21 protein-coding genes and 3 tRNA genes are annotated in these 25,525 nt (G+C 56.2%); 8 read left to right on the forward strand and 16 right to left on the reverse strand.

The window, feature by feature from the left end:
* Positions 1 to 17 precede the first annotated feature (17 nt).
* The 9 genes from hflC to nnr form a co-directional block, all read right to left on the reverse strand.
* Positions 18 to 1,022, reverse strand: coding sequence for a protease modulator HflC (gene hflC / locus BH712_RS12160; protein ID WP_006810389.1), 1,005 nt, complete (start codon positions 1,020 to 1,022; stop codon positions 18 to 20).
* Positions 1,023 to 1,024: 2 nt separating this feature from the next.
* On the reverse strand, positions 1,025 to 2,284 hold the full coding sequence (hflK, locus tag BH712_RS12165; RefSeq protein WP_006810390.1) for an FtsH protease activity modulator HflK: 1,260 nt from the start codon (positions 2,282 to 2,284) through the stop codon (positions 1,025 to 1,027).
* A 56-nt stretch (positions 2,285 to 2,340) separates the two neighbouring features.
* Positions 2,341 to 3,621, reverse strand: coding sequence for a ribosome rescue GTPase HflX (gene hflX, locus BH712_RS12170; protein ID WP_003855991.1), 1,281 nt, complete (start codon positions 3,619 to 3,621; stop codon positions 2,341 to 2,343).
* Positions 3,622 to 3,695: 74 nt separating this feature from the next.
* A complete protein-coding gene (gene hfq / locus BH712_RS12175; protein WP_006810391.1) occupies positions 3,696 to 4,007 on the reverse strand; it encodes an RNA chaperone Hfq in 312 nt (103 codons plus the stop codon).
* Between the two features lie 85 nt (positions 4,008 to 4,092).
* Positions 4,093 to 5,043, reverse strand: a complete 951-nt coding sequence (gene miaA / locus BH712_RS12180) for a tRNA (adenosine(37)-N6)-dimethylallyltransferase MiaA (RefSeq protein ID WP_006810392.1) — start codon at positions 5,041 to 5,043, stop codon at positions 4,093 to 4,095.
* Entirely contained in the window at positions 5,036 to 6,880 is a 1,845-nt protein-coding gene (gene mutL, locus BH712_RS12185; protein WP_006810393.1) for a DNA mismatch repair endonuclease MutL, read from the reverse strand. Before mutL ends, miaA begins: the two co-directional genes overlap by 8 nt.
* A 9-nt stretch (positions 6,881 to 6,889) precedes the next feature.
* Positions 6,890 to 8,230: an N-acetylmuramoyl-L-alanine amidase AmiB gene (amiB, locus tag BH712_RS12190; protein ID WP_006810394.1), complete on the reverse strand. Its 1,341-nt coding sequence runs from the start codon at positions 8,228 to 8,230 to the stop codon at positions 6,890 to 6,892.
* A 16-nt stretch (positions 8,231 to 8,246) separates the two neighbouring features.
* Positions 8,247 to 8,708: a tRNA (adenosine(37)-N6)-threonylcarbamoyltransferase complex ATPase subunit type 1 TsaE gene (gene tsaE / locus BH712_RS12195; protein WP_003855970.1), complete on the reverse strand. Its 462-nt coding sequence runs from the start codon at positions 8,706 to 8,708 to the stop codon at positions 8,247 to 8,249.
* Positions 8,701 to 10,224, reverse strand: coding sequence for a bifunctional ADP-dependent NAD(P)H-hydrate dehydratase/NAD(P)H-hydrate epimerase (nnr, locus tag BH712_RS12200; protein WP_006810395.1), 1,524 nt, complete (start codon positions 10,222 to 10,224; stop codon positions 8,701 to 8,703). Before nnr ends, tsaE begins: the two co-directional genes overlap by 8 nt.
* Between nnr and queG the strand changes: the two genes are divergently transcribed.
* Positions 10,223 to 11,362 carry a tRNA epoxyqueuosine(34) reductase QueG gene (gene queG / locus BH712_RS12205; protein ID WP_006810396.1) on the forward strand — a complete coding sequence of 380 codons (1,140 nt, stop codon included), beginning with the start codon at positions 10,223 to 10,225 and terminating at the stop codon, positions 11,360 to 11,362. The two genes, nnr and queG, sit on opposite strands and share 2 nt — an antisense overlap.
* A gap of 270 nt (positions 11,363 to 11,632) precedes the next feature.
* Here the strand turns inward: queG and BH712_RS12210 are convergent.
* The 4 genes from BH712_RS12210 to orn all read right to left on the reverse strand — a co-directional run bounded on the left by BH712_RS12210 (position 11,633) and on the right by orn (position 12,692).
* Positions 11,633 to 11,708 (reverse strand) — tRNA-Gly (locus BH712_RS12210).
* 45 nt (positions 11,709 to 11,753) lie between these two features.
* A tRNA-Gly gene (locus tag BH712_RS12215) sits at positions 11,754 to 11,829 on the reverse strand.
* 45 nt (positions 11,830 to 11,874) lie between these two features.
* Positions 11,875 to 11,950 (reverse strand) — tRNA-Gly (locus BH712_RS12220).
* A gap of 196 nt (positions 11,951 to 12,146) precedes the next feature.
* Positions 12,147 to 12,692: an oligoribonuclease gene (gene orn / locus BH712_RS12225; RefSeq protein ID WP_003855965.1), complete on the reverse strand. Its 546-nt coding sequence runs from the start codon at positions 12,690 to 12,692 to the stop codon at positions 12,147 to 12,149.
* 107 nt (positions 12,693 to 12,799) lie between these two features.
* Between orn and rsgA the strand changes: the two genes are divergently transcribed.
* The 3 genes from rsgA (at position 12,800) to mscM (ending at position 18,261) form a co-directional block, all read left to right on the forward strand.
* Complete coding sequence (gene rsgA / locus BH712_RS12230; RefSeq protein ID WP_169313201.1) at positions 12,800 to 13,852, forward strand: small ribosomal subunit biogenesis GTPase RsgA; 1,053 nt, start codon at positions 12,800 to 12,802, stop codon at positions 13,850 to 13,852.
* 97 nt (positions 13,853 to 13,949) lie between these two features.
* Positions 13,950 to 14,918, forward strand: coding sequence for an archaetidylserine decarboxylase (asd, locus tag BH712_RS12235; protein WP_032673801.1), 969 nt, complete (start codon positions 13,950 to 13,952; stop codon positions 14,916 to 14,918).
* Positions 14,919 to 14,937: 19 nt separating this feature from the next.
* Positions 14,938 to 18,261, forward strand: a complete 3,324-nt coding sequence (gene mscM, locus BH712_RS12240) for a miniconductance mechanosensitive channel MscM (protein WP_032673694.1) — start codon at positions 14,938 to 14,940, stop codon at positions 18,259 to 18,261.
* A 36-nt stretch (positions 18,262 to 18,297) separates the two neighbouring features.
* Here mscM and yjeM read toward each other — a convergent pair whose 3' ends face one another.
* Entirely contained in the window at positions 18,298 to 19,797 is a 1,500-nt protein-coding gene (gene yjeM, locus BH712_RS12245) for a glutamate/gamma-aminobutyrate family transporter YjeM (RefSeq protein ID WP_006810400.1), read from the reverse strand.
* A gap of 178 nt (positions 19,798 to 19,975) precedes the next feature.
* Complete coding sequence (gene epmA, locus BH712_RS12250; RefSeq protein WP_006810401.1) at positions 19,976 to 20,953, reverse strand: elongation factor P--(R)-beta-lysine ligase; 978 nt, start codon at positions 20,951 to 20,953, stop codon at positions 19,976 to 19,978.
* Between the two features lie 310 nt (positions 20,954 to 21,263).
* Here epmA and frdA point away from each other — a divergent pair, with 310 nt between their 5' ends.
* The 4 genes from frdA to frdD are packed head-to-tail and all read left to right on the forward strand — an operon-like array spanning position 21,264 to position 24,557.
* Complete coding sequence (gene frdA / locus BH712_RS12255; protein ID WP_006810402.1) at positions 21,264 to 23,054, forward strand: fumarate reductase (quinol) flavoprotein subunit; 1,791 nt, start codon at positions 21,264 to 21,266, stop codon at positions 23,052 to 23,054.
* Positions 23,047 to 23,781 (forward strand): fumarate reductase iron-sulfur protein, encoded by a 735-nt coding sequence (gene frdB, locus BH712_RS12260; RefSeq protein WP_006810403.1) that lies wholly within the window; start codon positions 23,047 to 23,049, stop codon positions 23,779 to 23,781. The genes frdA and frdB overlap by 8 nt, the downstream gene beginning before the upstream one ends.
* Positions 23,782 to 23,791: 10 nt before the next feature.
* Complete coding sequence (gene frdC / locus BH712_RS12265; protein WP_032673696.1) at positions 23,792 to 24,187, forward strand: fumarate reductase subunit FrdC; 396 nt, start codon at positions 23,792 to 23,794, stop codon at positions 24,185 to 24,187.
* Positions 24,188 to 24,197: 10 nt separating this feature from the next.
* The gene (frdD, locus tag BH712_RS12270) at positions 24,198 to 24,557 is read left to right on the forward strand and encodes a fumarate reductase subunit FrdD (RefSeq protein ID WP_000609653.1); all 360 of its coding nucleotides are present in this window, start codon (positions 24,198 to 24,200) and stop codon (positions 24,555 to 24,557) included.
* 29 nt (positions 24,558 to 24,586) lie between these two features.
* Here frdD and ampR read toward each other — a convergent pair whose 3' ends face one another.
* Complete coding sequence (gene ampR, locus BH712_RS12275) at positions 24,587 to 25,462, reverse strand: LysR family transcriptional regulator AmpR (RefSeq protein WP_006810405.1); 876 nt, start codon at positions 25,460 to 25,462, stop codon at positions 24,587 to 24,589.
* Positions 25,463 to 25,525 lie beyond the last annotated feature (63 nt).

Below are 25,525 nucleotides of genomic sequence, written 5' to 3' on the forward strand. Positions count from 1 at the left end.
CTCAAACGAGCCTGAGTTTATCGCGTTGCGTTAGTCGGCGTCTTCATATAACGGAAGAAATCGCTGTCCGGGCTGAGCACCATCACATCCTGGTTGCTCTGGAAGCTATTCTCGTAAGCGCGCAGGCTACGGATAAAGGCGTAGAAGTCTGGATCCTGGCTGAACGCATCGGCGAACAGCTTCGCGGCTTCCGCATCACCTTCACCGCGCAGGATACGGCCCTGACGCTCAGACTCTGCAAGCGTCTTGGTCACTTCGTAGTCCGCTGCCGCACGCAGTTTTTCCGCTTCTTCCTGACCCTGTGAACGGTGACGACGGGCTACCGCTTCACGCTCGGCGCGCATACGGTTGTAGATCGCCTCGGACACTTCCGCTGGCAGGTTGATCTGCTTGATACGCACGTCAACCACTTCGATACCCAGTGCCGCCATACTGTTCGGGTTGATCACCGGCACTTTACCGTTGGTTTCAGCCTGAACACGTTCAGCCGCTTTGGCAATCGCATCGTCTGCCGCCGGGGTTTCAACTTCATCCTCGGTGCCCGCAGAACCGGAGTTCAGCGCATCACGCACTTCCAGCGTCAGACGACCACGGGAATCGGTCACGATGTCTTTCACATCCAGACGACCGATTTCAGAACGCAGACGGTCAGAGAACTTACGTTTCAGCAGCACTTCTGCCTGAGAAACGTCGCCCCCCCCGGTTGCCAGGAAGTAGCGGCTGAAATCGCTGATGCGCCATTTGATGTAGGAATCAACGATCAGGTCTTTCTTCTCTTTGGTCACGAAACGATCGGCCTGGTTATCCATGGTCTGGATACGCGCATCGAGCGTTTTCACTGACTGAATGAACGGGATCTTGAAGTGCAGACCCGGCTCATAAATCACCGGACGCTTGTCGCCGTCACGCACGACGCTGCTGAACTGGAACTTGATCCCACGCTCGCCCTCTTTCACCACAAAGATGGAGGTGTAGAGCACGACCAGTGCGATGATGATGATCGCAATAACTGACTTACGCATCCTTATTCCCCCTGACGCTGGTAGTCGTTACGCTGCGCGTTAGCACGGCGTTGGTCCATAATGTCACCATCGTTCGAAGAAGGCGTTGTGTTCGCGCTGGCGCTGCCAGACGAGGCTGGCGGCAGACGCAGCAGGTTGTTCGCACCGCTGTTGTCTTTTGCTGCCGGTGCAGAACCGCCTTTCAGCATCTGATCCAGCGGCAGAACCATCAGGTTTCCGCCTTTGTTATCGTTAACCAGCACTTTACGCGTATGGCTCAGCACTTTTTCCATGGTCTCGATATAGAGACGCTCACGGGTAATTTCCGGCGCGGCTTTATATTCCGGCAGGATCTTCGCGAAGCGAGCCACTTCACCCTGTGCTTCCAGGATGGTCTGGGTCTTATACGCACGCGCTTCTTCCAGAATACGTTGCGCCTGACCGTTAGCACGCGGCTGAACTTCGTTGGTGTACGCTTCCGCTTCACGGATGTACTGCTGTTCGTTTTCACGCGCGGCAATCGCATCGTCAAACGCGGCTTTCACTTCTTCCGGCGGACGTGCAGCCTGGAAGTTGACGTCCAGCAGGGTGATACCCATGTTGTACGGGCGAATAGTCTCTTCCAGCTCACGCTGGGTATCGCTACGAATAACGGTACGACCTTCGGTCAGGATACGGTCCATGGTGTATTTGCCGATCACGCCACGCAGGGCGCTGTCGGTCGCCTGACGCAGGCTGTCATCGGCACTGGTCACGCTAAACAGATAACGCTCCGGATCGGTCACGCGGTATTGCACGTTCATCTCAACGCGCACCACGTTCTCGTCAGAGGTCAGCATTACGCCAGAGGCGGCCAGTTCACGGACGGACTCTACGTTAACCGCGGTCACGTCATCGATGAAGGTCGGCTTCCAGTTCAGGCCCGGCTCAACCAGATGGCTGAACTTACCGAAACGGGTGACCACGCCGCGTTCTGCTTCTTTAATGGTGTAGAACCCGCTGGCTGCCCAGATGATTACCACCGCAGCGGCGACAATGCCCACCACGCGGCCACCCATTGGCGGGCGCGGACTCTGAGTGGCGTTGCCACCCGAGCCAGAACCTTTTCCTCCGCCAAGGCCACCAAGCTTTTTGCTCAGTTTGCGGAAGATATCATCCAGATCCGGCGGCCCCTGCTCGCGACCACCTTTGTTGCCATTTCCCCCAGAGTTGCCGCCTTGATTATTGCTGCTTCCCCACGGGTCGCGGTCTTGTCCGTTATTACCGGGCTGATTCCACGCCATGTATATGCTCCATATTTGTTATGCAAGGGCGAATTTTTCAGGCTTCCCCTTTCTGATCAGACGATATAGTCCGCCAGCGCAGGTTCTTGTTTACAGAGGCGACGCCAGTCAACGATCGGCATACGCACCTGCATCCCCACGCTGCCGTCATCCTCCATCCACTCTTTTTCTATCGCCTGAAGCTGATAAAACCGGCTGCGCAGCCTGCCTTCCTGTGGCGGCAGTCGCAGCGTGTGCTGAGCTACCTCACCGGAAAGACGTTCTGTCAAAGCCTGGAAAAGCAGTGGCACACCAATCCCGGCCTGAGCAGACAGCCAGACCCGAATCGGTTTGTTCTCTTCATCTCGGTCAATACGCGGTTCGAAATCGTCCAGCATATCGATCTTGTTCATCACCAACAGCGTTGGAATTTCGTGGGCGTCGATCTCTTCGAGCACCACGTTCACCGCGTCGATGTTCTCCTGCACGCGTACGTCAGCCGCATCAATGACGTGCAGCAGGAGAGTCGCCTGCCGCGTCTCCTGCAACGTCGCTTTAAACGCTGCCACCAAATCGTGCGGCAGATGACGGATAAACCCTACGGTATCCGCCAGCACCGTTTCACCCACGTCTGCGACGTCAATACGGCGCAAGGTTGGGTCCAGGGTCGCAAAGAGCTGGTCTGCGGCATACACCTGGGCCTCGGTTATCTGGTTAAACAGGGTGGATTTACCGGCGTTGGTATAGCCCACCAGCGACACCGTTGGGATGTCGGCTTTCGTTCGCGCCCGACGCCCCTGCTCGCGCTGTTTCTCAACACGTTCCAGACGTGAAAGGATCTGGGTTATACGACCACGCAGCAAACGGCGGTCGGTTTCGAGCTGGGTTTCACCCGGGCCGCGCAAACCAATCCCGCCTTTTTGTCTTTCAAGGTGTGTCCAGCCACGCACCAGACGCGTCGCCAGATGGCGCAGCTGCGCCAGCTCAACCTGCAACTTACCCTCGTGGGTACGCGCACGCTGAGCAAAAATATCTAAGATCAACCCCGTGCGATCGATAACACGGCATTCGCAGAGAGCTTCCAGGTTACGTTCCTGAGCCGGAGACAGCGCATGATCAAACAGCACAACAGATGCGCCGGTTGCTTTTACGGCATCCGCAATTTCAACTGCTTTACCTTCACCAACAAAGTACTTCGGGTGCGGCGCTTTACGGCTACCGGTAATCACCTGCATTGCTTCGACACCGGCGGAAGAGACCAGAGATTCAAACTCCTGGAGGTCTTCCATATCTTTGTCTTGCGAAAAATAGATGTGTACCAGCACCGCCTGCTCACCGGCGTCATAACGGTCAAACAAGCGTAAACCTCTCTAAAAAGATCAGCGGGGAACGCAGGATCCCTGGCTCCCCGTGTGGATAACAGCCCAAAACCTTATTCGGTTTCTTCGCTGTCCTGCGCAGGTGCAGATGAACCCTGCGCGTTGCTGCCGTGATGGTAGTTACTGCCAGTGCCGCCGCCAGCGTTATTGCTGTGATGAGATACCGGACGGGACGGAACAACAGTAGAAATCGCGTGCTTATAGACCATCTGGCTGACCGTGTTTTTCAACAGGATCACGAACTGATCGAAAGACTCAATCTGACCTTGCAGCTTAATACCATTCACCAAATAAATAGAAACTGGAACACGCTCCCGACGCAATGCGTTCAGGAACGGATCTTGTAAAGATTGCCCCTTAGCCATTCTATCTTTTCCTTATATGCTTGTTTTGTACTTAGAACCTTGCGATTCTGAAAAATTGCGCACGATACGGCTTAATTGTACACATTCAGTCAGCGATATCACCAACAACCTCAATCACTTCGTTTAACGCCTGTTGTGGTTTTTCACTGTCTAACCAGTGAACCCCCTCCCAACCGCGCAACCAGGTGATCTGGCGCTTCGCTAACTGTCTCGTGGCGCAAACACCTCGATAAACCATTTCATCGTATGAAATCTCGCCTTCAAGATACGACCACATCTGGCGGTATCCCACACAACGAATGGAAGGCATGTCCGTATGCAAATCTCCACGGGCAAAAAGCGCCCGCACTTCTGCTTCAAAATCTGAAGCCAACATCTGATGAAAACGCTGCTCAATTCGTTGATGGAGCAGTTCACGGCTCGCCGGGGCGATGGCGAACTGATGCACCTGATACGGCAGAGCGTCTCCTGACGTTTGCGTCAGTTCCGTTAAAGTTTTACCCGAAATGAAAAAAACTTCCAGTGCCCGGGAAAGCCTTTGCGGATCGTTTGGGTGGATCCGCGCTGCGGCAACCGGGTCAATCTCCTCCAGTTGCTTGTGCAAAACGTCCCACCCCTGCTCTGCCGCCTGCTGCTCAATCTTCGCTCTGACTTCCGGATCGGCCGATGGCAGAGGCGATAACCCCTCCAGCAGCGCCTTGAAGTAGAGCATGGTTCCGCCAACCAGCAGCGGTATGCGTCCCGCGGCGGTAATCTCGGCCATCTCGGCTAAGGCGTCGCGGCGAAAATCTGCTGCGGAGTAAGCCTGTGCCGGGTCGAGAATATCCAGCAAACGGTGCGGCGCTGCACGCAGTTCGTCTGCGTTGGGCTTCGCCGTGCCGATGTCCATCCCTCGATAAATGAGGGCAGAATCTACGCTAATCAACTCTACTGGCAAAACTTTACGTAACTCAATGGCTAACGCTGTTTTGCCAGAGGCCGTTGGGCCCATTAAAAAAATTGCCTTTGGCAGGCTCGCCTTACTTACATCAGTCATGTTTCAGGGCGGTCATCGCCGTTTGTAAATCAACAGGTTGTAACAAGCCACCTGGTGGTGCTTTCACCAGCTGCGGACAGAGGCGTTCCACCTCCGCCAGCACGGTGATCGCCTGCGCCATACTCCACGGTGCATGTTCGCTGGCCAGATGGCGGGCGATCCACTGCGCGGTATCGGCGGCATCAAACGTCGTTTGCTGCGCCAGGTAGCCTATCAGTTCAGGAATCAAGTTTTGTAAATTTTGTTGGCGTAAGGGTAAAGGCACTGCGCGAATTGTCACATGCTGCGCGTCCAGTACGATTTCAATCCCCATTTCGGCCAGTTGCGTCTGCACCCTTCGCAAAACCCCTGTTTCTTCAGGGGATATTTTCAGGCGAACGGGAATCAACAGCGGCTGCGCGCAGGCGGCATTCACCCCCGGGGTTAATTGCGCCTGTTTGAGCCAGCGCTCCGCTACGGAAAGCGCCAGCAACAGCAGTTTACCTTCACGTTCGAGCAACGCCATGTCGGGAGCAACAATGGTCAGTACCCGCCCAAAACTCTGGCTATGTCCATCCAGAGAGGGGGGTGAAACCGTGATGTGCTCTTTATGCTCTACCGCCGGGGTATCCAGCAGTTTACGGTACAGCGCTCCCTGCTGTTTTTGATAGCCCGGCTGAGCGTTGGGATAGTTAGCGCCGGTTGGTCGCGGTGCGTTGCCCGCCGGGGATAAACGTGGGGCAGCTGGCTCGCGTGCTACCGCCGGTTCAGCAAAATGGTTACGCCCCGCCGCCACGCGGTTTTCCGGCAGTGGGCGCGGCGCCGGTTCTTCTTTTGCCAGCGGCAACTCTGGCTCTGCCTGCTGCTGCAATACAGCGGCAACGCCCTGATAGATAAAATCATGCACCAGGCGCGACTGGTGGAAGCGCACCTCATGCTTGGCGGGGTGAACGTTAACGTCAACCTGATGCGGGTCGATCTCCAGATAAAGCACAAAGGCGGGCTGTTGATCGGCGCCGAGCTTATCTTCGCAGGCCTGGCGAATGGCGTGATTAATCAGGCGGTCACGCATCATGCGGCCATTCACATAGCAGTACTGAATTTCAGCGAACGCGGCGCTGCTGGCGTTCGGATCGGCAACCCAGCCGCGCAGGGCCAGATCGCCATGCTGCCACTCAATGGACAGCGCTTTTTCCAGAAACGGTGTGCCGCAGATGGCCCCCAGCCGACGCTCCTTTTGCCCGCCTTCCGCCACCGCGCGGTACTGGCGCATCACCTTACCGTTATGGCTGAGGTTAAGGGTGACATCAAAACGCGCCAGCGCAATGCGGCGGATGATCTCGTCGATATGTCCGAATTCGGTCTTCTCGGTTCGCATAAACTTGCGGCGAGCGGGGGTGTTGTAGAACAGATCCAGCACTTCAAGGGTAGTGCCGACAGGGTGCGCCGCCGGTTTCACCGTGACGTCCATATCGCGCCCTTCAGCGTAGGCCTGCCAGGCTTCCTGCTGGTCGGCCGTGCGGGAGGTCAACGTTAAGCGGGAAACGGAGCTGATACTGGCCAGCGCTTCGCCGCGAAAACCCAGGCTGATAATCGCTTCCAGATCGTCGAGTGACGCAATTTTACTGGTGGCATGACGCGCCAGCGCCAGCGCCAGTTCGTCCTTTTTGATGCCACAGCCGTTGTCACGAATGCGGATGAGCTTTGCGCCTCCGCGTTCGATATCGATATCGATGCGGGTCGCCCCCGCATCAAGGCTGTTTTCCACCAGCTCTTTCACTACCGACGCAGGGCGTTCCACCACCTCACCGGCGGCGATTTGGTTCGCGAGCTGCGGCGGTAGAACCTGAATCGGCATGAACTCTCCTTAATTAGTCGCGGTCATTTCACCCGGCAGCGCGGCGCTTGCCGTCTGGGCTGCCCCGCCCTGCGGCGCAGACTGAAGCGGATGCGCGTCAAAGTATTTACGCAGACCGTTGTAAATCGCTTCGGCAATTTGCTGCTGATAGTTGTCGCTTCCCAGTAAACGCTCTTCGCCGTGATTACTGATAAAGCCCGTCTCCACCAGAATCGACGGAATATCCGGCGAACGCAGGACACCGAGGCTCGCATGCTCCGGACGACGCTTATGCAGCGATCCAATGCTTTGCAGCTGGTTCAGTACGTTAGTGGCGACATCATACCCGACGCGCTGAGAATGACCGAATTGTAAATCCAGCACTGCCTGGCTGAGATACGGATCGGCCTGACTGTTTGCCAGCACATCCCCTGCCCCGCCTAACAGTTCAGACTGCTTCTCGTGCTCTTCAAGCCAGTTCGCCATTTCACTGTTGGCGCGACGGTTCGACAGCACCCATACCGACGCACCGGTGGCGTTACGGTTCGGCGCAGCATCCGCGTGAATCGACACCAGGAAGTTGGCGTTTTGCTTACGCGCCACATCCGAGCGACCCATCACCGAAATAAAATAATCTCCGTCGCGGGTCATGACCCCTTTAAACATCGGATCGTCATTCAGAAGCGTACGCAGCTTACGGGCAATGGCGATAGTGACGTTTTTCTCCCGCGTGCCGCCCGGGCCAATCGCGCCAGGATCTTGCCCGCCGTGTCCGGCGTCAATGGCGATAATCACTTTGTCGCCACTGACCGGCGTACGCCGCGCGCTGACCGCCGGACGCGTCACCGTGTTGCTGCTGGTCACGGCGGTAAGTCGGTCATTTTGTGATTTAAACGGATTACGGGCTGGCTCTGACGGACGCGGGGTATAAACCGGCGCTTCCACGCGTTTTGCCACAACCGGTGCAGGCGGTGGAGGCGGCGGCACGTCAGCATTGATGGTGAAGACCACCGTATAGTTCGCGCCGTTTTGCTGCTTAACCGCCTTCGTTTTGCCTTTTTCGGTGAGATCGACCACCAGACGCAGAGACTGCGCATCCTTCGGCGTCCCCGAACGGATGCTTTTCACCAGATTGTTACCGCTGAACTGGAGCGGCAGCCCCTGGATCACCCCGGTCTGTTTAATATCGAGCGCCACGCTGCGGCTGTCGATTTGTGAGAAAGCATATTCAGGGTCGCCCATAAAGCTGAATGTAATACGGGCCTGGCTATCGCCATTCGACACCTGAATATCCGAGAGGCTGGCCGCCCCGGCCTGCGCGCACAGCAGGACCGTGGCAGCCAACACCCAACCTTTAACGCGATTAATCATCCCGTTATCCCTACGCTCAACCGGCTAAACGCGCCAGTAAGGAACAGCCTGATGAGGAAACCGCACTGATGCGCGCCTCACGCCCTTGTGCCTGGTAATCTAAGTGAATTTCGACATCCGGGTCAGGCAGCACACCCGCACCTTGTTGCGGCCACTCCACCAGGCAGATGGCGTCGTTGGCAAAGTAATCGCGGATCCCCATAAATTCCAGCTCCTCAGGATCCGCAAGACGATATAAATCAAAGTGGTACACCATGATATTTTCAAGCGTGTACGGTTCTACCAGCGTATAGGTCGGGCTTTTTACGTTCCCGTTATGGCCTAACGCCTGCAAAAAGCCACGGCTGAAGGTTGTTTTACCCGCGCCTAAATCGCCATACAGATAAATGACGGTCGCCCCCTGACAGGCCTGCGCCACGCGCTTGCCGAGATCTAAAGTGGCTTGTTCATCAGGTAAAGGAATCGCTCGATTAGTCATTTTCTACGTCAATCACATCCGGGTTAACAACACGCCGCAGCGTGCAAAAAAGATCGGTGGCCAGCATACCGCGCGTTCCATAGCGGGCAGCCAGCCTGTCAGCCGCCGCACCGTGGGCCACACAGCCAGCACAGGCTGCATCATAAAGGGGAAGTTTCTGTCCGAGCAATGCGCCGATAATGCCAGAGAGCACATCGCCCATACCGCCGCTCGCCATGCCTGCATTACCGGCATCAATAATGCCTGTCGCATCATCGCTGGCAATGACCGTCCCCGCCCCTTTCAAAACGGCAACACCTCCGTAACGTTTTACCAGACGTTGGGCAGAAAGTAAGCGATCGCTTTCAATTTCTGCCACGCTACAGTTAAGCAGCCGTGCGGCTTCGCCGGGGTGCGGCGTCAGAATGCGATTGTGACGCTTATCCGGGTTTATTGCCAGAAGGTTAAGCGCGTCGGCATCCCACAGCATCGGTTTACGAAAATTCTCGACCTTTTGCAGGGCCGCTTTACCCCAACTCTGCTGACCAAGCCCCGGACCGATCACCACCACATCGGCCCATTCAAGGCTCTCTTCGAGCGTCTCAGGGGTAAGTTCATGGACCATTAATTCCGGACGCGCGGTAATTATCGGCGGAATGTTTTCACTGCGGGTCAGCACGCGTACCAACCCGGCGCCGCAACGCAACGCGGCCTCTCCTGTCATACGAATCGCACCTGCCGTTCCGTGATCGCCACCAATAATGACCAGCCGACCATGGTCGCCCTTATGGGACGTTGGCCGACGCGGCGGCAGCCACTGCGTAAGCCGGGACGCGTCAACGCGGGTGATGTGAGTATCTTGTCCGGCCAGCCAGTTTTCCAGCCCCAGGGCGGTATAGTGTAACGTGCCCACGACATCCCGTGCCTTACCGGTAAGCAGGCCCGGTTTCAGGGCAATAAAGGTCACAGTGTGCGCAGCCTCGATTGCTTCGCCCGGCGTCGCGCCGGTTTCGGCCATCAGGCCGGAGGGAATATCCAGCGCCACCACCGGGGCGGGGTGCGCATTAGCGCGCGTAATCAGCGCGGCGACATTATCGCGAGGCGCACGCATCAGCCCCGTCCCCAGCAGACCATCAACAATCACGTCAACATCATCGGGCCAAACGATATCAGGCGCATGAATGATGCCCCCCGCATTCAGCCAGGCTTCTCTGGCCAGGCCCGCTTCTTCTGGTAGCGGCTTGTCGCTCTCCAGCGCCAGCAGGGTGACGCGCAGCCCCGCCGCCACGGCAAGACGAGCCACCACATAGCCATCACCACCGTTATTGCCGTGCCCGCACAGTATCAGGTAGTGCGAGGCATCCGGATAAGCCATGCGCGCCACGTTAAAGGCCGCCTCGCCAGCACGCTGCATCAGTTCGTAAAGGGTAATGCCCAGGCTGTCTGCGGCCTCTTTCTCGGCCCGACGAAGGTCATCCGCATGCCAGATGGAATGTGGTATACTTGCGGGGTTTTTCTTCACAGTATGGTCCGTCATGTCACAGCCCCTCGATCTCAATGAATTAGCGCAAAAAATAAAACAGTGGGGTGCTGAACTGGGCTTCCAGAAGGTCGGTATTACTGACACCGACCTCTCTGCCAGTGAGCCTAAGCTACAGGCATGGCTGGATAAACAATACCACGGCGAGATGGAGTGGATGGCGCGTCACGGTATGATGCGTGCCCGCCCCCACGAACTGTTGCCAGGTACGTTGCGCGTCATTAGCGTACGCATGAACTATTTGCCCGCTAACGCGGCCTTTGCGCGCACGCTAAAAAATCCTTCGCTGGGTTACGTCAGCCGATACGCGCTGGGACGTGATTACCACAAACTTCTGCGCAACCGTCTAAAAAAGCTCGGGGAAACCATTCAGCAGCACTGTGTTTCGCTGAATTTTAGACCCTTTGTCGATTCTGCGCCTATTCTTGAGCGCCCGATCGCTGAAAAAGCGGGGCTTGGCTGGACAGGTAAGCACTCACTTATCTTAAGCCGCGATGCGGGTTCGTTTTTTTTCCTGGGTGAACTGCTGATTGATTTACCCCTGCCGATAGACGGTCCGGTGGAAGAAGGCTGTGGCCGCTGTGTGGCCTGTATGACCATCTGCCCAACAGGCGCTATTGTTGAACCGTATACCGTTGATGCGCGCCGCTGTATTTCCTATCTCACCATCGAACTGGAAGGTGCCATTCCAGAGGAATTTCGCCCGCTAATCGGCAACCGCATCTACGGCTGTGATGACTGCCAGCTGATTTGCCCGTGGAACCGTTATTCACAGTTGACGGACGAAGAAGACTTCAGTCCACGCAAGGCGTTACATGCCCCGCAGCTAATCGAACTGTTCGCCTGGAGCGAAGCCTGGTTCCTGAAAGTAACGGAAGGTTCCGCCATACGTCGTATCGGCCACCTGCGCTGGCTGCGTAATGTGGCCGTTGCGCTGGGGAATGCCCCGTGGGATGAAGCAAATCTTCAGGCACTCGAAAGCCGGAGAGGTGAGCACCCACTTCTTGATGAGCACATAGAATGGGCGATTGCGCAGCAAATTGAAAAGCGAAATGCGGGCGTGGTAGAAGTGCAGTTACCGAAGAAACAGCGCCTGGTCAGGGTGATTGAAAAAGGGCTGCCACGCGATGTGTGATATATTCACAGGCTGTGAATAAAAATAAGAATTCAGGCGCCATCAGCGCTGGCAAACAGGTCAAGTGATCTCAATAACATTTTGAAATCAAAATTTCTTGATTAATTTCATCGAGTTACGAAGATATTATTCACCCTGCTAACATTTTGTACAGGCTGGTTTTATCGCGCTTTCTGTGGATAACTCTGTTCACAAGAGTATTTCAAATACAATAGAAAACATCCCCAACGAAGCATTTCGCTGTGGATAATCTTGAGAAGAAGAAGAATTTGGAGCGGGAAACGAGACTCGAACTCGCGACCCCGACCTTGGCAAGGTCGTGCTCTACCAACTGAGCTATTCCCGCTTGGGTGTTCTGGTGCTATGCGTATCTTGCGATACTTTCAAATTTTGGAGCGGGAAACGAGACTCGAACTCGCGACCCCGACCTTGGCAAGGTCGTGCTCTACCAACTGAGCTATTCCCGCTTGGGTGTTCTGGTGCTGGCGTATCTTGCGATACTTTTCAAATTTTGGAGCGGGAAACGAGACTCGAACTCGCGACCCCGACCTTGGCAAGGTCGTGCTCTACCAACTGAGCTATTCCCGCAAATCTTTACTGCTTTTGTTGCTGTCGTAACGTGTAATTCTCTGTCGTTACGGGAGGCGCATTATACGAGAAATCCGTTTAGCTGCAACCCCCCTCAAAGCGATTTTTTTGAAATTCAGTTCAAGTGCTTATTTAATCGGCAAGCTGCACAATTTAACGTCAAAAACCAGGCTGCGCAACGCGCCGGATCGCAAAATCAGAGCTTAATAAAGTTTTCGCGATAGTACGCCAGCTCCGCAACAGACTCGCGGATGTCGTCCATTGCCTGGTGCGTCCCCTGCTTCGTGAAGCCGTCGAGAATTTCCGGTTTCCAGCGACGGGCCAGCTCTTTCAGGGTGCTCACGTCCAGATAGCGGTAGTGGAAATAGGACTCCAGTTCCGGCATGTACTTAAACAGGAAACGACGATCCTGACCAATGCTGTTGCCACAGATAGGCGATTTTCCTGCTGGCACCCACTGCTTCAGAAATTCAAGCGTTGCCAGTTCCGCTTCGCGATCACCCAGGGTGCTGGCTTTCACGCGTTCCACCAGCCCGCTGCCGGTATGGGTACGCACGTTCCACTCATCCATCAGCGCAAGCTGGTCATCGGACTGGTGCACGGCAATCGTTGGGCCTTCCGCCAGAATATTGAGATTGGCATCGGTGACCAGTGTGGCGATCTCAATAATGCGATCGCGCTCGGGATCCAGACCGGTCATCTCCAGATCGATCCAAATCAGGTTGTTTTCGTCCGCGCTCATGTTATTTTCCACCCTTCTCGCATAACCGGCAGTAGCAGGTTAACTAGTATTAATTAGAGTGTATCATAGAGGTTTTGCCCGCTATGGGCGACCAGGAGCCAGCGCGATTGAGTAAAAATAAACTCTCCAAAGGGCAGCAGCGCCGTGTGAATGCCAATCACCAGCGCCGTCTTAAAACCACTACGGAGAAGCCCGATTACGACGACAACCTGTTTGGCGAAGCGACAGAAGGCGTTGTGATTAGCCGCTTCGGCATGCACGCCGATGTCGAATCTGCCGACGGGGATATCCACCGTTGCAATATCCGTCGCACTATCCGTTCACTGGTGACCGGTGACCGCGTGGTCTGGCGTCCAGGCAAGGAGGCGGCGGAAGGGGTAACGGTTAAAGGCATCGTTGAAGCCGTGCATGAACGCACGTCGGTACTTACCCGTCCTGATTTCTACGATGGCGTAAAGCCCATTGCCGCAAACATTAACCAGATCGTCATCGTTTCGGCGATTTTACCTGAGCTTTCGCTCAATATTATTGACCGTTACCTGGTGGCCTGCGAAACGCTACAGGTTGAGCCGCTCATCGTACTGAACAAAATCGATCTGCTGGATGACGAGGCCATGGCCTTTGTGAATGAGCAGATGGACATCTACCGCAATATTGGTTATCGCGTTTTGATGGTATCCAGCCGCACCAAAGATGGCCTGAAGCCGTTAGAAGATGCGTTAACCGACCGCATCAGCATCTTTGCAGGGCAGTCCGGCGTGGGTAAATCGAGCCTGCTTAATAACCTGCTTGGCCTTCAGCAAGCGATCCTGACCAACGATGTATCAGACGTCTCCGGCCTCGGTCAGCACACCACCACCGCCTCACGTCTCTATCACTTCCCGCACGGCGGCGATGTGATTGATTCCCCGGGGGTGCGTGAATTTGGTCTCTGGCACCTTGAGCCGGAACAAATCTTTAATGGATTTGTCGAATTCCATGACTATTTAGGCGCTTGCAAATACCGCGACTGTAAACATGACAACGATCCGGGCTGCGCCATCCGCGAAGCGGTGGAGAACGGTGAAATTGCGGAAACCCGTTTCGAGAATTATCACCGTATTCTCGAAAGCATGGACCAGGTAAAAACGCGTAAAAACTTTTCTGATTCTGATAACTGACAACTAAGCTAAGCGTCGCTAAAATCGTCCCCTTTTTTCAGGTTCCGGCAGCGTAATGCCGGATCAGGAACGACAAAACAATGGCCTGGAGGCTACCTTGTTAAACTCATTTAAACTTTCGCTTCAATACATTCTGCCGAAACTGTGGCTCACTCGCCTGGCGGGCTGGGGCGCGAGCAAACGAGCGGGATGGCTGACCAAACTGGTCATCGACCTGTTCGTGAAATACTACAAGGTCGACATGAAAGAAGCGCAGAAGCCGGATACGGCAAGCTACCGCACCTTCAACGAATTTTTTGTGCGTCCGCTGCGCGACGAAGTGCGCCCGCTGAATACCGACCCGAACGTGCTGGTGATGCCTGCTGACGGCGTGATCAGCCAGCTGGGTAAAATTGAAGACGACAAAATTTTGCAGGCGAAAGGCCATAACTACAGCCTGGAAGCGCTGCTGGCCGGTAACTACCTGATGGCCGATCTGTTCCGCAACGGGACTTTCGCGACCACCTATCTCTCCCCGCGCGACTACCACCGCGTGCATATGCCGTGTAACGGTATCCTGCGCGAGATGATCTACGTGCCGGGGGATCTGTTCTCCGTAAACCATCTGACGGCGCAAAACGTCCCTAACCTGTTTGCCCGTAACGAGCGCGTCATCTGCCTGTTTGACACTGAATTTGGCCCAATGGCGCAGATTCTGGTGGGTGCTACCATTGTAGGCAGCATCGAAACCGTCTGGGCGGGCACCATTACTCCGCCACGCGAAGGCGTGATCAAGCGCTGGACCTGGCCTGCCGGCGAAGAAGACGGGTCTGTGGCCCTGCTGAAAGGTCAGGAGATGGGCCGCTTCAAGCTCGGCTCAACGGTGATCAACCTGTTCGCGCCGGGTAAAGTGAACCTGGTCGACGAGCTGGAAAGCCTGTCGGTGACCAAACTCGGCCAGCCTCTGGCTGTATCGACTGAAGTCTTTGCAACGCCAGACGTTGCACCTGCCCCGTTGCCGGAAGAAGAGATCAAAGCCGAGCACGATGCCAGCCCGCTGGTTGACGACAAAAAAGACGAAGGCTAACAACAGAAGGATCGCTGACGTGCGCCCGATTATCGTATTACTGATGGCCTGGTGCCTCAGCATGGGGGCGTACGCAGCGACGGCCCCCGACGCCAAACAGATAACCCAGGAGCTGGAACAGGCTAAAGCGGCGAAACCCGCTCAGCCGGAGACTGTCGAGTCGCTCCAGTCTGCACTGAACGCGCTTGAGGAACGAAAGGGTTCCCTTGAGCGCGCGCAGCAATATCAGCAGGTTATCGACAACTTCCCCAAACTCTCTCAGACCCTGCGCTCGCAGCTCAACAACCTGCGCGATGAACCACGCCAGGTCCCCGCGGGGATGACGTCCGAGGCGCTGAATCAGGAGATCCTGCAAGTCAGCAGCCAGCTACTGGAAAAAAGCCGTCTGGCGCAGCAGGAGCAGGAACGGGCGCGTGAAATTGCCGATTCCCTCAGCCAGCTTCCACAGCAGCAAACCGATGCCCGCCGTCAGCTAAATGAGGTGGAACGCCGCATCGGGACGCAGACAGGCAACACACCGCAGAATCAGGCGCAAAATCTTGGTCTACAGGCGGAATCCGCCAGACTTAAAGCGCTGGTCGATGAACTGGAGCTGGCGCAGCTTTCCGCAAACAACCGCCAGGAACTGTCGCGGATGCGTTCCGAACTGGCGCAGAAGCAGAGCCAGCAGCTGGATGCGTATCTCCAGGCGCTCAGAAATCAACTCAACAGCCAGCGTCAGCGTGAAGCTGAACGTGCGCTGGAAAGCACCGAATTACTGGCCGAAAACAGCGCTAACCTGCCCGACAGCATCGTCGCCCAGTTTAAGGTTAACCGCGAGCTTTCTGCCGCGCTGAATCAGCAGGCGCAGCGCATGGATTTGGTCGCGTCGCAGCAGCGTCAGGCCACCAATCAAACCCTTCAGGTTCGTCAGGCGCTCAATACGCTGCGCGAACAGTCCCAGTGGCTTGGCTCGTCTAACCTGTTGGGCGAAGCGTTACGCGCACAGGTCGCCCGTCTGCCAGAGATGCCAAAACCGCAGCAGCTTGATACTGAAATGGCGCAGTTGCGCGTTCAGCGTCTTCATTATGAAGACCTCCTCAACAAGCAGCCGCAAATCCGCCAGATCCGTCAGGCTGACGGCCAGCCGCTCACCGGCGAGCAAAGTCGTATTCTGGAAGCCCAGCTGCGCACCCAACGCGAACTGCTCAATTCCCTGTTACAGGGAGGCGATACGCTGATCCTGGAGCTGACCAAGCTGAAAGTGTCGAACAGCCAGCTGGAGGATGCGCTGAAAGAGGTCAACGAAGCCACGCACCGTTACCTTTTCTGGACGTCCGACGTGAGGCCGATGACCTTCGCCTGGCCGATTGAGATCGTTCAGGACCTGCGCCGCCTCATTTCGCTGGACACCTTCAGCCAGCTGGGCCTCGCCAGCGTAATGATGATAACCAGCAAGGAGACCATCTTCCCGCTGCTGGGGGCGCTGATTCTGGTGGGCTTCAGTATTTATTCCCGTCGTCACTTCACCCGTTTCCTTGAGCGCTCCAGCGCCCGTGTGGGTAAAGTGACCCAGGATCACTTCTGGCTGACGCTGCGTACGGTGTTCTGGTCAATTCTGGTCGCGTCTCCGCTGCCGGTGCTGTGGATGACGCTCGGATACGGCCTGCGTGAAGCCTGGCCCTATCCGCTTGCCGTCGCGATTGGCGATGGCGTGACCGCCACCGTTCCGCTGCTGTGGGTGGTGATGATTTGCGCCACGTTTGCGCGGCCAAATGGTCTGTTCATCGCTCACTTTGGCTGGCCGCGTAATCGCGTTGCGCGGGCGATGCGTTACTACCTGATGAGTATCGGGCTGATTGTGCCGCTGATTATGGCGTTGATCATGTTCGATAATCTCAATGACAGGGAGTTCTCCGGCTCGCTGGGACGGCTGTGCTTTATGCTGATCTGCGGGGCGTTAGCGGTGGTGACGCTCAGCCTGAAACGTGCCGGGATCCCGCTCTATCTCGACAAGACCGGCAGTGGCGATAACATGTTTAACCGTCTGCTGTGGAACCTGCTGCTCAGCGCACCGCTGGCGGCGATGCTGGCGGCAGCGGTCGGTTATCTCGCCACATCGCAGGCGCTGCTCGCACGACTGGAAACGTCGGTCGCTATCTGGTTCCTGCTGCTGGTGGTCTACCATGTGATCCGCCGTGGCATGCTGATCCAGCGTCGTCGCCTGGCGTTTGACCGTGCCAAACATCGCCGCGCAGAAATCCTTGCCCAGCGTGCGCGGGGCGAGGAAGAGCCGAACCATGTCAACAGTACCGAAGGGACGACAGACGCCGATGACGTCGAACTGGATCTGGATGCGATCAGCACCCAGTCCCTGCGGCTGGTGCGCTCAATTCTGATGCTGGTTGCCCTGCTGTCGGTGATCTTCCTGTGGTCGGAAATCCACTCCGCGTTTGGCTTCCTGGAGAACATCTCGTTGTGGGATGTGACGTCCACGGTGCAGGGGGTCGAAAGCCTGGAGCCCATCACCCTGGGGGCAGTGCTGATTGCGATTCTGGTGCTGATCATCACCACGCAGCTGATACGTAACTTCCCTGCCCTGCTGGAGCTGGCGCTGTTGCAGCATCTGGATTTAACCCCCGGCACGGGCTATGCGATCACCACCATCACCAAGTATTTAATCATGCTGTTTGGTGGGCTGGTTGGCTTCTCGATGATTGGTATCGAATGGTCAAAACTTCAATGGCTGGTTGCCGCCCTGACCGTTGGCCTGGGCTTTGGTTTACAGGAGATCTTTGCCAACTTCGTTTCTGGTCTGATCATTCTGTTTGAAAAGCCGATCCGAATTGGCGATACGGTGACTATCCGCGATCTGACCGGCAGCGTCACCCGAATCAACACCCGCGCCACCACCATCAGCGACTGGGACCGTAAAGAGATCATCGTCCCGAACAAGGCGTTTATCACCGAGCAGTTTATCAACTGGTCGCTGTCCGACTCCGTCACGCGTGTGGTGCTGACCGTACCCGCCCCGTCGGATGCCAACAGCGAAGAGGTGACGCAAATCCTCTATACGGCTGCTGAACGGTGTTCGCTGGTAATCGACAACCCGCCGCCGGAGGTGTTCCTGGTTGATTTGCAGCAGGGGATTCAGATTTTCGAGCTGCGTATCTATGCCGCGGAGATGGGACACCGTATGCCGCTGCGCCATGAGATCCACCAGCTGATTCTGGCTGGCTTCCGCGAGCACGGAATTGATATGCCGTTCCCACCGTTCCAGATGCGTCTGGAAACGCTGGACGGACGTAAGACAGGAAGAACGTTGACGTCAGCGGCGCGCACGCGCCCGGCGGGAAGTTTGTAATCCTTTCCCCCTCCCCGTCGGGAGGGGGTCAATCCTTTACGCCACTTCTGCTACACAGGCCGTCGAACGACGACGGTAATGCTCATAAATTCCCATTGCCAGCAGCGAGAAGAAGATCGGTCCGCCAACCATCCACAGCGTGCTGTTCCAGTCATTTGCCTCAACCACAGGCTGAATGACGGTAAAGATATTGGCGAACGCGACGACCAGCACCACAACAGTGGTCGCCAGCAGCGTCGCCGCGCGGGTTTTGAAGATCACAAACGGCCGCTCCAGATCCTGCTTCGCCTTAAAGAACGGGAACGCCAGCGTCAGGAACAGATACGGAAGCGTCATCGATACGTTCGCCATCAGGGTCAGCTTGTTATAAAACGCCGATGCGGTATCGCCGCCAAAGGACACCAGCAGAATAAACACGCATACCAGCAGGCACTGCATCCACATCGCGTTGGCAGGCATACCGGCAGCATTAAGCTGCGTCATACCTGCAGGCCACAGCGCCTTTGGTGTCCCCTGAATAATCGCTTTCAGCGGCGAGTAGATCAGCGTGAAGAACGCGCCCGTATAGGCGAGGAACATCGACAGGCCGGTAATCCGCGCAAACCAGACCCCTAGTGTGGCCGACGTTTCCGGCGCGAGATCCATGGCGTTGCCCAGCGTCATCCCCAGGCTTTTCATCAGCACGTAGGTAATGTTGCCGAGGTTAGTGGTGTTATTGCTCAACACCTGTTGCCAGTTGGTGCTGACGCCCCAGAGGAAAATCGCCAGTGAGTAGCCAATGGAAATGACGATGGCGGCAAAAATAATGCCTTTGGCGAAGTTCTTTTCCGGGTTTTCGGTTTTGTCGACCAGCCCGCCCACGGCTTCAATACCGCCGTAAGCAAAGATGGCAAACACCACGAAGGAGAGCATGGCCAGCCCGGACTGGTAACCTGGATTAGGCGATGAAACGAAGTTGACTTCCTGTGCGAAATGCCCGCCGTTCAGGCACAGAATGGCGATGCTGACCAGCAGCAGCACCAGGTTCAGGCACATTACGGAAATACCCCCAACCGCGGTGATACGGGCAATTTTGTTGATGCCTTTGGAGGCCACCAGCGTGACCACCACCATCCAGCACACCGCCAGAATACCGACCACCTGCGTGGAGCTTAGCCCCGCCAGGGACCAGACCTGCGTTTTATCCGCACCGAAAAGAAACGTTGAGAACGGCACCCAGACCTTGGCCGCCGTGCTGACCATCCAGACGACGTAGGATGAAAACCACATGAACGTACCGATAAACGCGTAACGCGGACCGACGCTGTTGTTCATCCACGAATAGATGCCGCCCTCTTCTTTCCGGTAAGCTGAACCCATCTCGGCCATCATCAGCGCAAACGGAATAAAGAAGAACAGAGCGGAAACGATATAAAACGGTGTCGCGCTGTAGCCCATCAAATAAAACGCGGACGGGCTATTGGCAAAGCCAAAGACGGACGTAAAAATCATCAGGATGAGCCCGGTTAGGGTCATTTTTTTAAGTGAGTGAGACATATAACCATCCGAAACGGAATTAAACTGCGCGGATGGTAGCAGATGACCAGACAAAGATTGTGGCTATCCGAGTCAAATTAAGAATAAGACCCGTGTTTAGAGGAAATAGCAGTTTTTAATGTGGCAGGGTTAAATGACCGAGTAGGCCGGGTAAGCGACAGCGCCACCCGGCATTTTTTCAGGCGCGATCGACCGTAAAGGCAATCACATCGCCCAGCTGTTCCGCGCCCAGCGCCAGCATGACCAGACGATCCACACCCAGCGCCACGCCGGAGCAGTCCGGCAGACCGGCTTTAAGCGCTTCCAGCAGATGAGTATCAATCGGCTGCTGCGGCAGGCCACGTGCGTTGCGCTTGCGGTTATCCTGCTCGAAACGCTGCTGCTGCTCGCGTGCGTCGGTCAGCTCGTGGAAACCGTTCGCCAGCTCGATGCCTTTGAAATAGACCTCAAAACGCTCCGCCACGCGGTGATCTTCGGTACTGATCTGCGCCAGTGAGGCCTGGCTGGCCGGGAAGTGATAGACAAACGTCGGACGATCTTTGCCAATCTGCGGTTCAACGCCAAAGGTGAACAGCAGTTGCAGCAGCGTGTCGCGATCCTCTTCGGTATCGGCCACGTTGCTCAGATCCAGTTTTGCCGCCACTTCGCGCAGCTGTGTTTTATCAGCCGACAGCGGATCGATTTCCAGATGGCGCTGGAAGGCCTGCTGATAGGAGAGCGTTTCCGCTTCTGCGCAATCCAGCACCTGTTGCAGCAGATCGTCGACTTCGTTCATCAGACGATACATGTCGTAGTGCGGACGATACCACTCCAGCATGGTGAATTCCGGATTATGGTGGCGGCCCATCTCTTCATTACGGAAGCTACGGCACAGCTGATAGACCGGACCACATCCGGCCGCCAGCAGACGCTTCATATGGTATTCCGGGCTGGTCATCAGATACAGATTCATGCCCTGAGAGTGGCCTGGGCCAACAAAACGGGTTTCAAACGGGACCAGATGAATATCCGTGACCGTCGCCTGACTCATGCACGGCGTTTCCACCTCCAGGACGCCGCGATCCGCAAAGAAGCGGCGGATCTCCGCCATAATTGCTGCGCGCTTTAGCAGGTTTGGAATGGATGCGCTCGGCTGCCAGGTGGCCGTTTCGCTCATGAGTTATTTCTCCGTTTTCAGACAAGGGCACGAAGTCTACTCGTAAGCCGGGGCAGAGACAAATTTTGCACAGTAAAAGTCCCTTTTCATTGCACAGAGAAATACTGTGACGCCATTCATTAATCACGATGATAAATCACCGCACAGAACAGCAAAAAAATCGAACACGTCAAATTTCCCTCACGTCTACGCGGTTATACTGTTTTACCCATAAAGGAGCAGTGGAATCGCTTCCGCAATCGTCCATTCGGGCAGGTGAACGTCCTTTAGTTCATTCCGTTGCGGGAAAACAAAAATCTGGAGGAATGTCGTGCAAACTTTTCAAGCCGATCTTGCCGTAATAGGCGCTGGCGGGGCTGGATTACGCGCTGCAATTGCTGCGGCACAAGCCAATCCGAACGCTAAAATCGCATTGATTTCAAAAGTCTATCCGATGCGCAGCCACACGGTAGCCGCAGAAGGAGGATCCGCCGCCGTCGCGCAGGATCATGACAGCTTCGAATACCATTTCCACGACACGGTTGCAGGGGGCGACTGGCTTTGCGAACAGGATGTCGTTGATTACTTCGTTCACCATTGCCCAACGGAAATGACCCAGCTGGAACAGTGGGGATGCCCGTGGAGCCGCCGTCCGGACGGGAGCGTCAATGTCCGCCGCTTCGGTGGCATGAAAATCGAACGCACCTGGTTCGCCGCCGATAAGACCGGCTTCCACATGCTGCACACCCTGTTTCAGACCTCCCTCCAGTTCCCACAAATCCAGCGCTTTGACGAACATTTTGTTCTCGACATTCTGGTCGACGACGGTCATGCGCGCGGGCTGGTGGCGATGAACATGATGGAAGGCACGCTTGTCCAGATCCGCGCGAATGCGGTGGTGATGGCAACGGGCGGCGCGGGACGTGTATATCGCTATAACACCAACGGCGGGATCGTCACCGGTGACGGTATGGGCATGGCGCTCAGCCACGGCGTGCCGCTGCGTGATATGGAATTTGTTCAGTATCACCCAACCGGCCTGCCCGGCTCCGGCATCCTGATGACGGAAGGCTGCCGCGGCGAAGGCGGTATTCTGGTCAACAAAAATGGTTACCGTTATCTACAGGATTACGGTATGGGTCCGGAAACCCCGCTTGGCGAGCCGAAAAACAAATACATGGAACTCGGCCCACGCGACAAAGTCTCCCAGGCTTTCTGGCACGAGTGGCGCAAAGGCAACACCATCTCCACGCCGCGCGGCGACGTGGTACATCTCGACCTGCGTCACCTGGGCGAGAAGAAACTGCTGGAGCGTCTGCCGTTCATCTGCGAACTGGCAAAAGCCTATGTGGGCGTCGACCCGGTGAAAGAGCCGATCCCGGTGCGTCCAACCGCGCACTACACCATGGGCGGTATCGAGACCGATCAGCAGTGCGAAACCCGCATCAAAGGGCTGTTTGCCGTGGGCGAATGTTCCTCCGTGGGTCTGCACGGCGCAAACCGTCTGGGCTCGAACTCGCTGGCTGAGCTGGTGGTCTTTGGCCGCATGGCGGGCGAACGCGCGATGGAGCGTGCCGCAACGGCAGGTGAAGCTAACAGCGCCGCGCTGGATGCACAGGTTGCAGACGTCGAAAAACGGCTGAAAGACCTGGTGAACCAGGAAGGTAACGAAAACTGGTCGAAGATCCGCGACGAAATGGGGCTGTCGATGGAAGAAGGCTGCGGGATCTATCGTACGCCTGAACTGATGCAGAAAACCGTCGACAAGCTGGCCGAGTTGCAGGAGCGCTTCAAACGCGTACGCATCACCGACACGTCCAGCGTCTTCAATACCGACCTGCTTTATACCATTGAGCTGGGCCACGGCCTGAACGTCGCAGAATGTATGGCTCACTCCGCACTGGCGCGTAAAGAGTCCCGCGGCGCGCACCAGCGTCTGGATGAGGGCTGCACCGAACGTGACGACGTCAATTTCCTTAAACACACTCTCGCCTGGCGCGATGCGGATGGCACCACCCGTCTGGACTACAGCGATGTGAAAATCACCACGCTGCCACCAGCGAAACGCGTGTACGGTGCAGAAGCAGAAGCCGCCGATAAGAAGGAGAAGGCGAATGGCTGAGATGCAAAAACTGAAAATTGAAGTGGTGCGCTACAATCCGGAAGTGGACGCCGCACCGCACAGCGCTTTCTATGAAGTCCCTTACGACGAGCAAACCTCCCTGCTGGATGCGCTCGGTTATATCAAAGATAACCTGGCGCCAGACCTGAGCTACCGCTGGTCCTGCCGCATGGCAATCTGCGGCTCCTGCGGCATGATGGTCAACAAGGTGCCGAAGCTGGCGTGCAAAACCTTCCTGCGTGATTACACCAAAGGCATCAAGGTTGAAGCGCTGGGCAACTTCCCGATTGAGCGCGATCTGGTGGTCGACATGACCCACTTTATCGAAAGCCTCGAAGCGATTAAGCCGTACATCATTGGCAACCCGCGCACGCCGGATCAGGGCCCAAACACTCAGACGCCCGCACAGATGGCGAAATACCACCAGTTCTCTGGCTGCATCAACTGTGGCCTGTGCTACGCCGCCTGTCCGCAGTTTGGCCTGAACCCGGAGTTCATCGGCCCGGCCGCCATTACTCTGGCGCACCGCTACAACGAAGACAGCCGCGATCACGGCAAAAAAGAACGTATGGCCCAGCTCAACAGCCAGAACGGGGTCTGGACCTGCACGTTTGTCGGTTACTGCTCCGAAGTTTGTCCGAAGCATGTCGACCCGGCCGCCGCCATTCAGCAGGGCAAAGTGGAAAGTTCGAAAGACTTTCTTATCGCTACCCTGAAACCACGCTAAGGAGTGCATGATGACGACTAAACGCAAAGCCTACGTGCGACCAATGCCGTCCACCTGGTGGAAAAAACTGCCGTTTTATCGCTTCTATATGCTGCGTGAAGGCACGGCAGTTCCCGCGGTCTGGTTCAGCCTTGAACTGATGTACGGGGTTTATGCTCTTAAGCACGGCCCGGAAGCCTGGGCCAGTTTTGTGAGCTTCCTGCAAAACCCAATCATTGTTGTGCTGAACCTGATTGTGCTCGCCGCCGCGCTGCTTCATACCAAAACCTGGTTTGAACTGGCGCCAAAAGCAGCGAACATCATTGTAAAAGGCGAGAAAATGGGGCCAGAGCCGGTCATTAAAGGGCTGTGGGCAGTGACGGCAGTTGTCTCTGTGGTCATTCTGTTTGTCGCACTGTTCTGGTAAGGAGACTACTGTGATCAATCCAAATCCAAAACGTTCAGACGAGCCGGTCTTCTGGGGACTGTTTGGCGCAGGCGGTATGTGGAGCGCCATTATTGCCCCGGTCATTATCCTGCTGGTCGGGATCATGCTGCCGCTGGGGCTGTTCCCGGGCGATGCGCTGAGCTATGAGCGCGTGCTGGCCTTTGCGAGCAGCTTTATTGGCCGCGTGTTCATCTTCCTGATGATTGTCCTGCCGCTGTGGTGCGGTCTGCACCGTATCCACCATGCAATGCACGATCTGAAAATCCATGTGCCAAGCGGTAAATGGGTCTTCTACGGTCTGGCGACCATTCTGACGGTCGTCACGCTGATTGCCGTGGTCACTATCTGACTGAACAGGCCCGCCATCCGGCGGGCTTTTTATTTTTTCATTTTCTCCACAAGCCACCGGGAAAATTCACGCATGGCGGGCGTTTCTGCCCGGGACTGCAATCGGGTCAGCCAGTAGCTGCCTAGCTCAATCTTCGTCGCAAAGGGCTGCACAATGCGTTCGCTGGCTAGCAGATGGGTAAACATATCGACAGGCGCAATGGCAATGCCCACTCCTGCCTGAGCGGCCTCCAGCATAGTTACGGACGAATCAAAGACCATCACGCGGTGCGTTGGCGAAGGGGGATGCTCACCGGCCGCCTGCATCCATGCGGTCCACTCGTCGCGTCGGTAGGAGCGCAGCAGCGTAAACCTGAGGATGTCGGTCGGGCTGTGCAGGCTGGCAGCGATATCGGGCGTACACAGCGGCGCGAGCGGCGCACGACAAAGAAATTCAGCCTCGGTGCCGTGCCACGCCCCGCCACCGTAGCGGATTGTATAATCAAGCCCTTCGGCAGCCGGATCAACGCGGTTGTTATGGGTGGAAAGCTGAAGATCGATGTGCGGATAGCCACGACGAAAATCGTCCAGCTGTGAAAATAAAACCCCGGTCGCAAAGGTACCCACCACGCCGATTTTCAGCTTCTCCTGCGCCTGATGGTTAGCGAAGCGATCCAGCATTCCGGCAATTCGATCGAACGAATCGTTCAGCACCGGCAGTAAATTCTCGCCCTCGGTAGTCAACATCAGCCCGCGCGAAACGCGAACGAACAGTTGACAGTTCAGGTGCTGCTCCAGCGTTTTCACATGCTGGCTAATGGCCGAGTGCGTCACGTTCAGTTCAATGGCCGCATGCGTAAAGCTGAGGTGTCTTGCGGCGGCTTCAAAGGCTCGAAGCGAATTAAGAGGGAGGTAGCTTCGCGTCACGGTCTCATCCGTTAGAAAAATTAACAGCTAATGCTAAATTTAACCGTTTGTCAGGCACAGTCA

Source organism: Enterobacter hormaechei ATCC 49162 (assembly GCF_001875655.1).
Lineage (GTDB): Bacteria > Pseudomonadota > Gammaproteobacteria > Enterobacterales > Enterobacteriaceae > Enterobacter > Enterobacter hormaechei.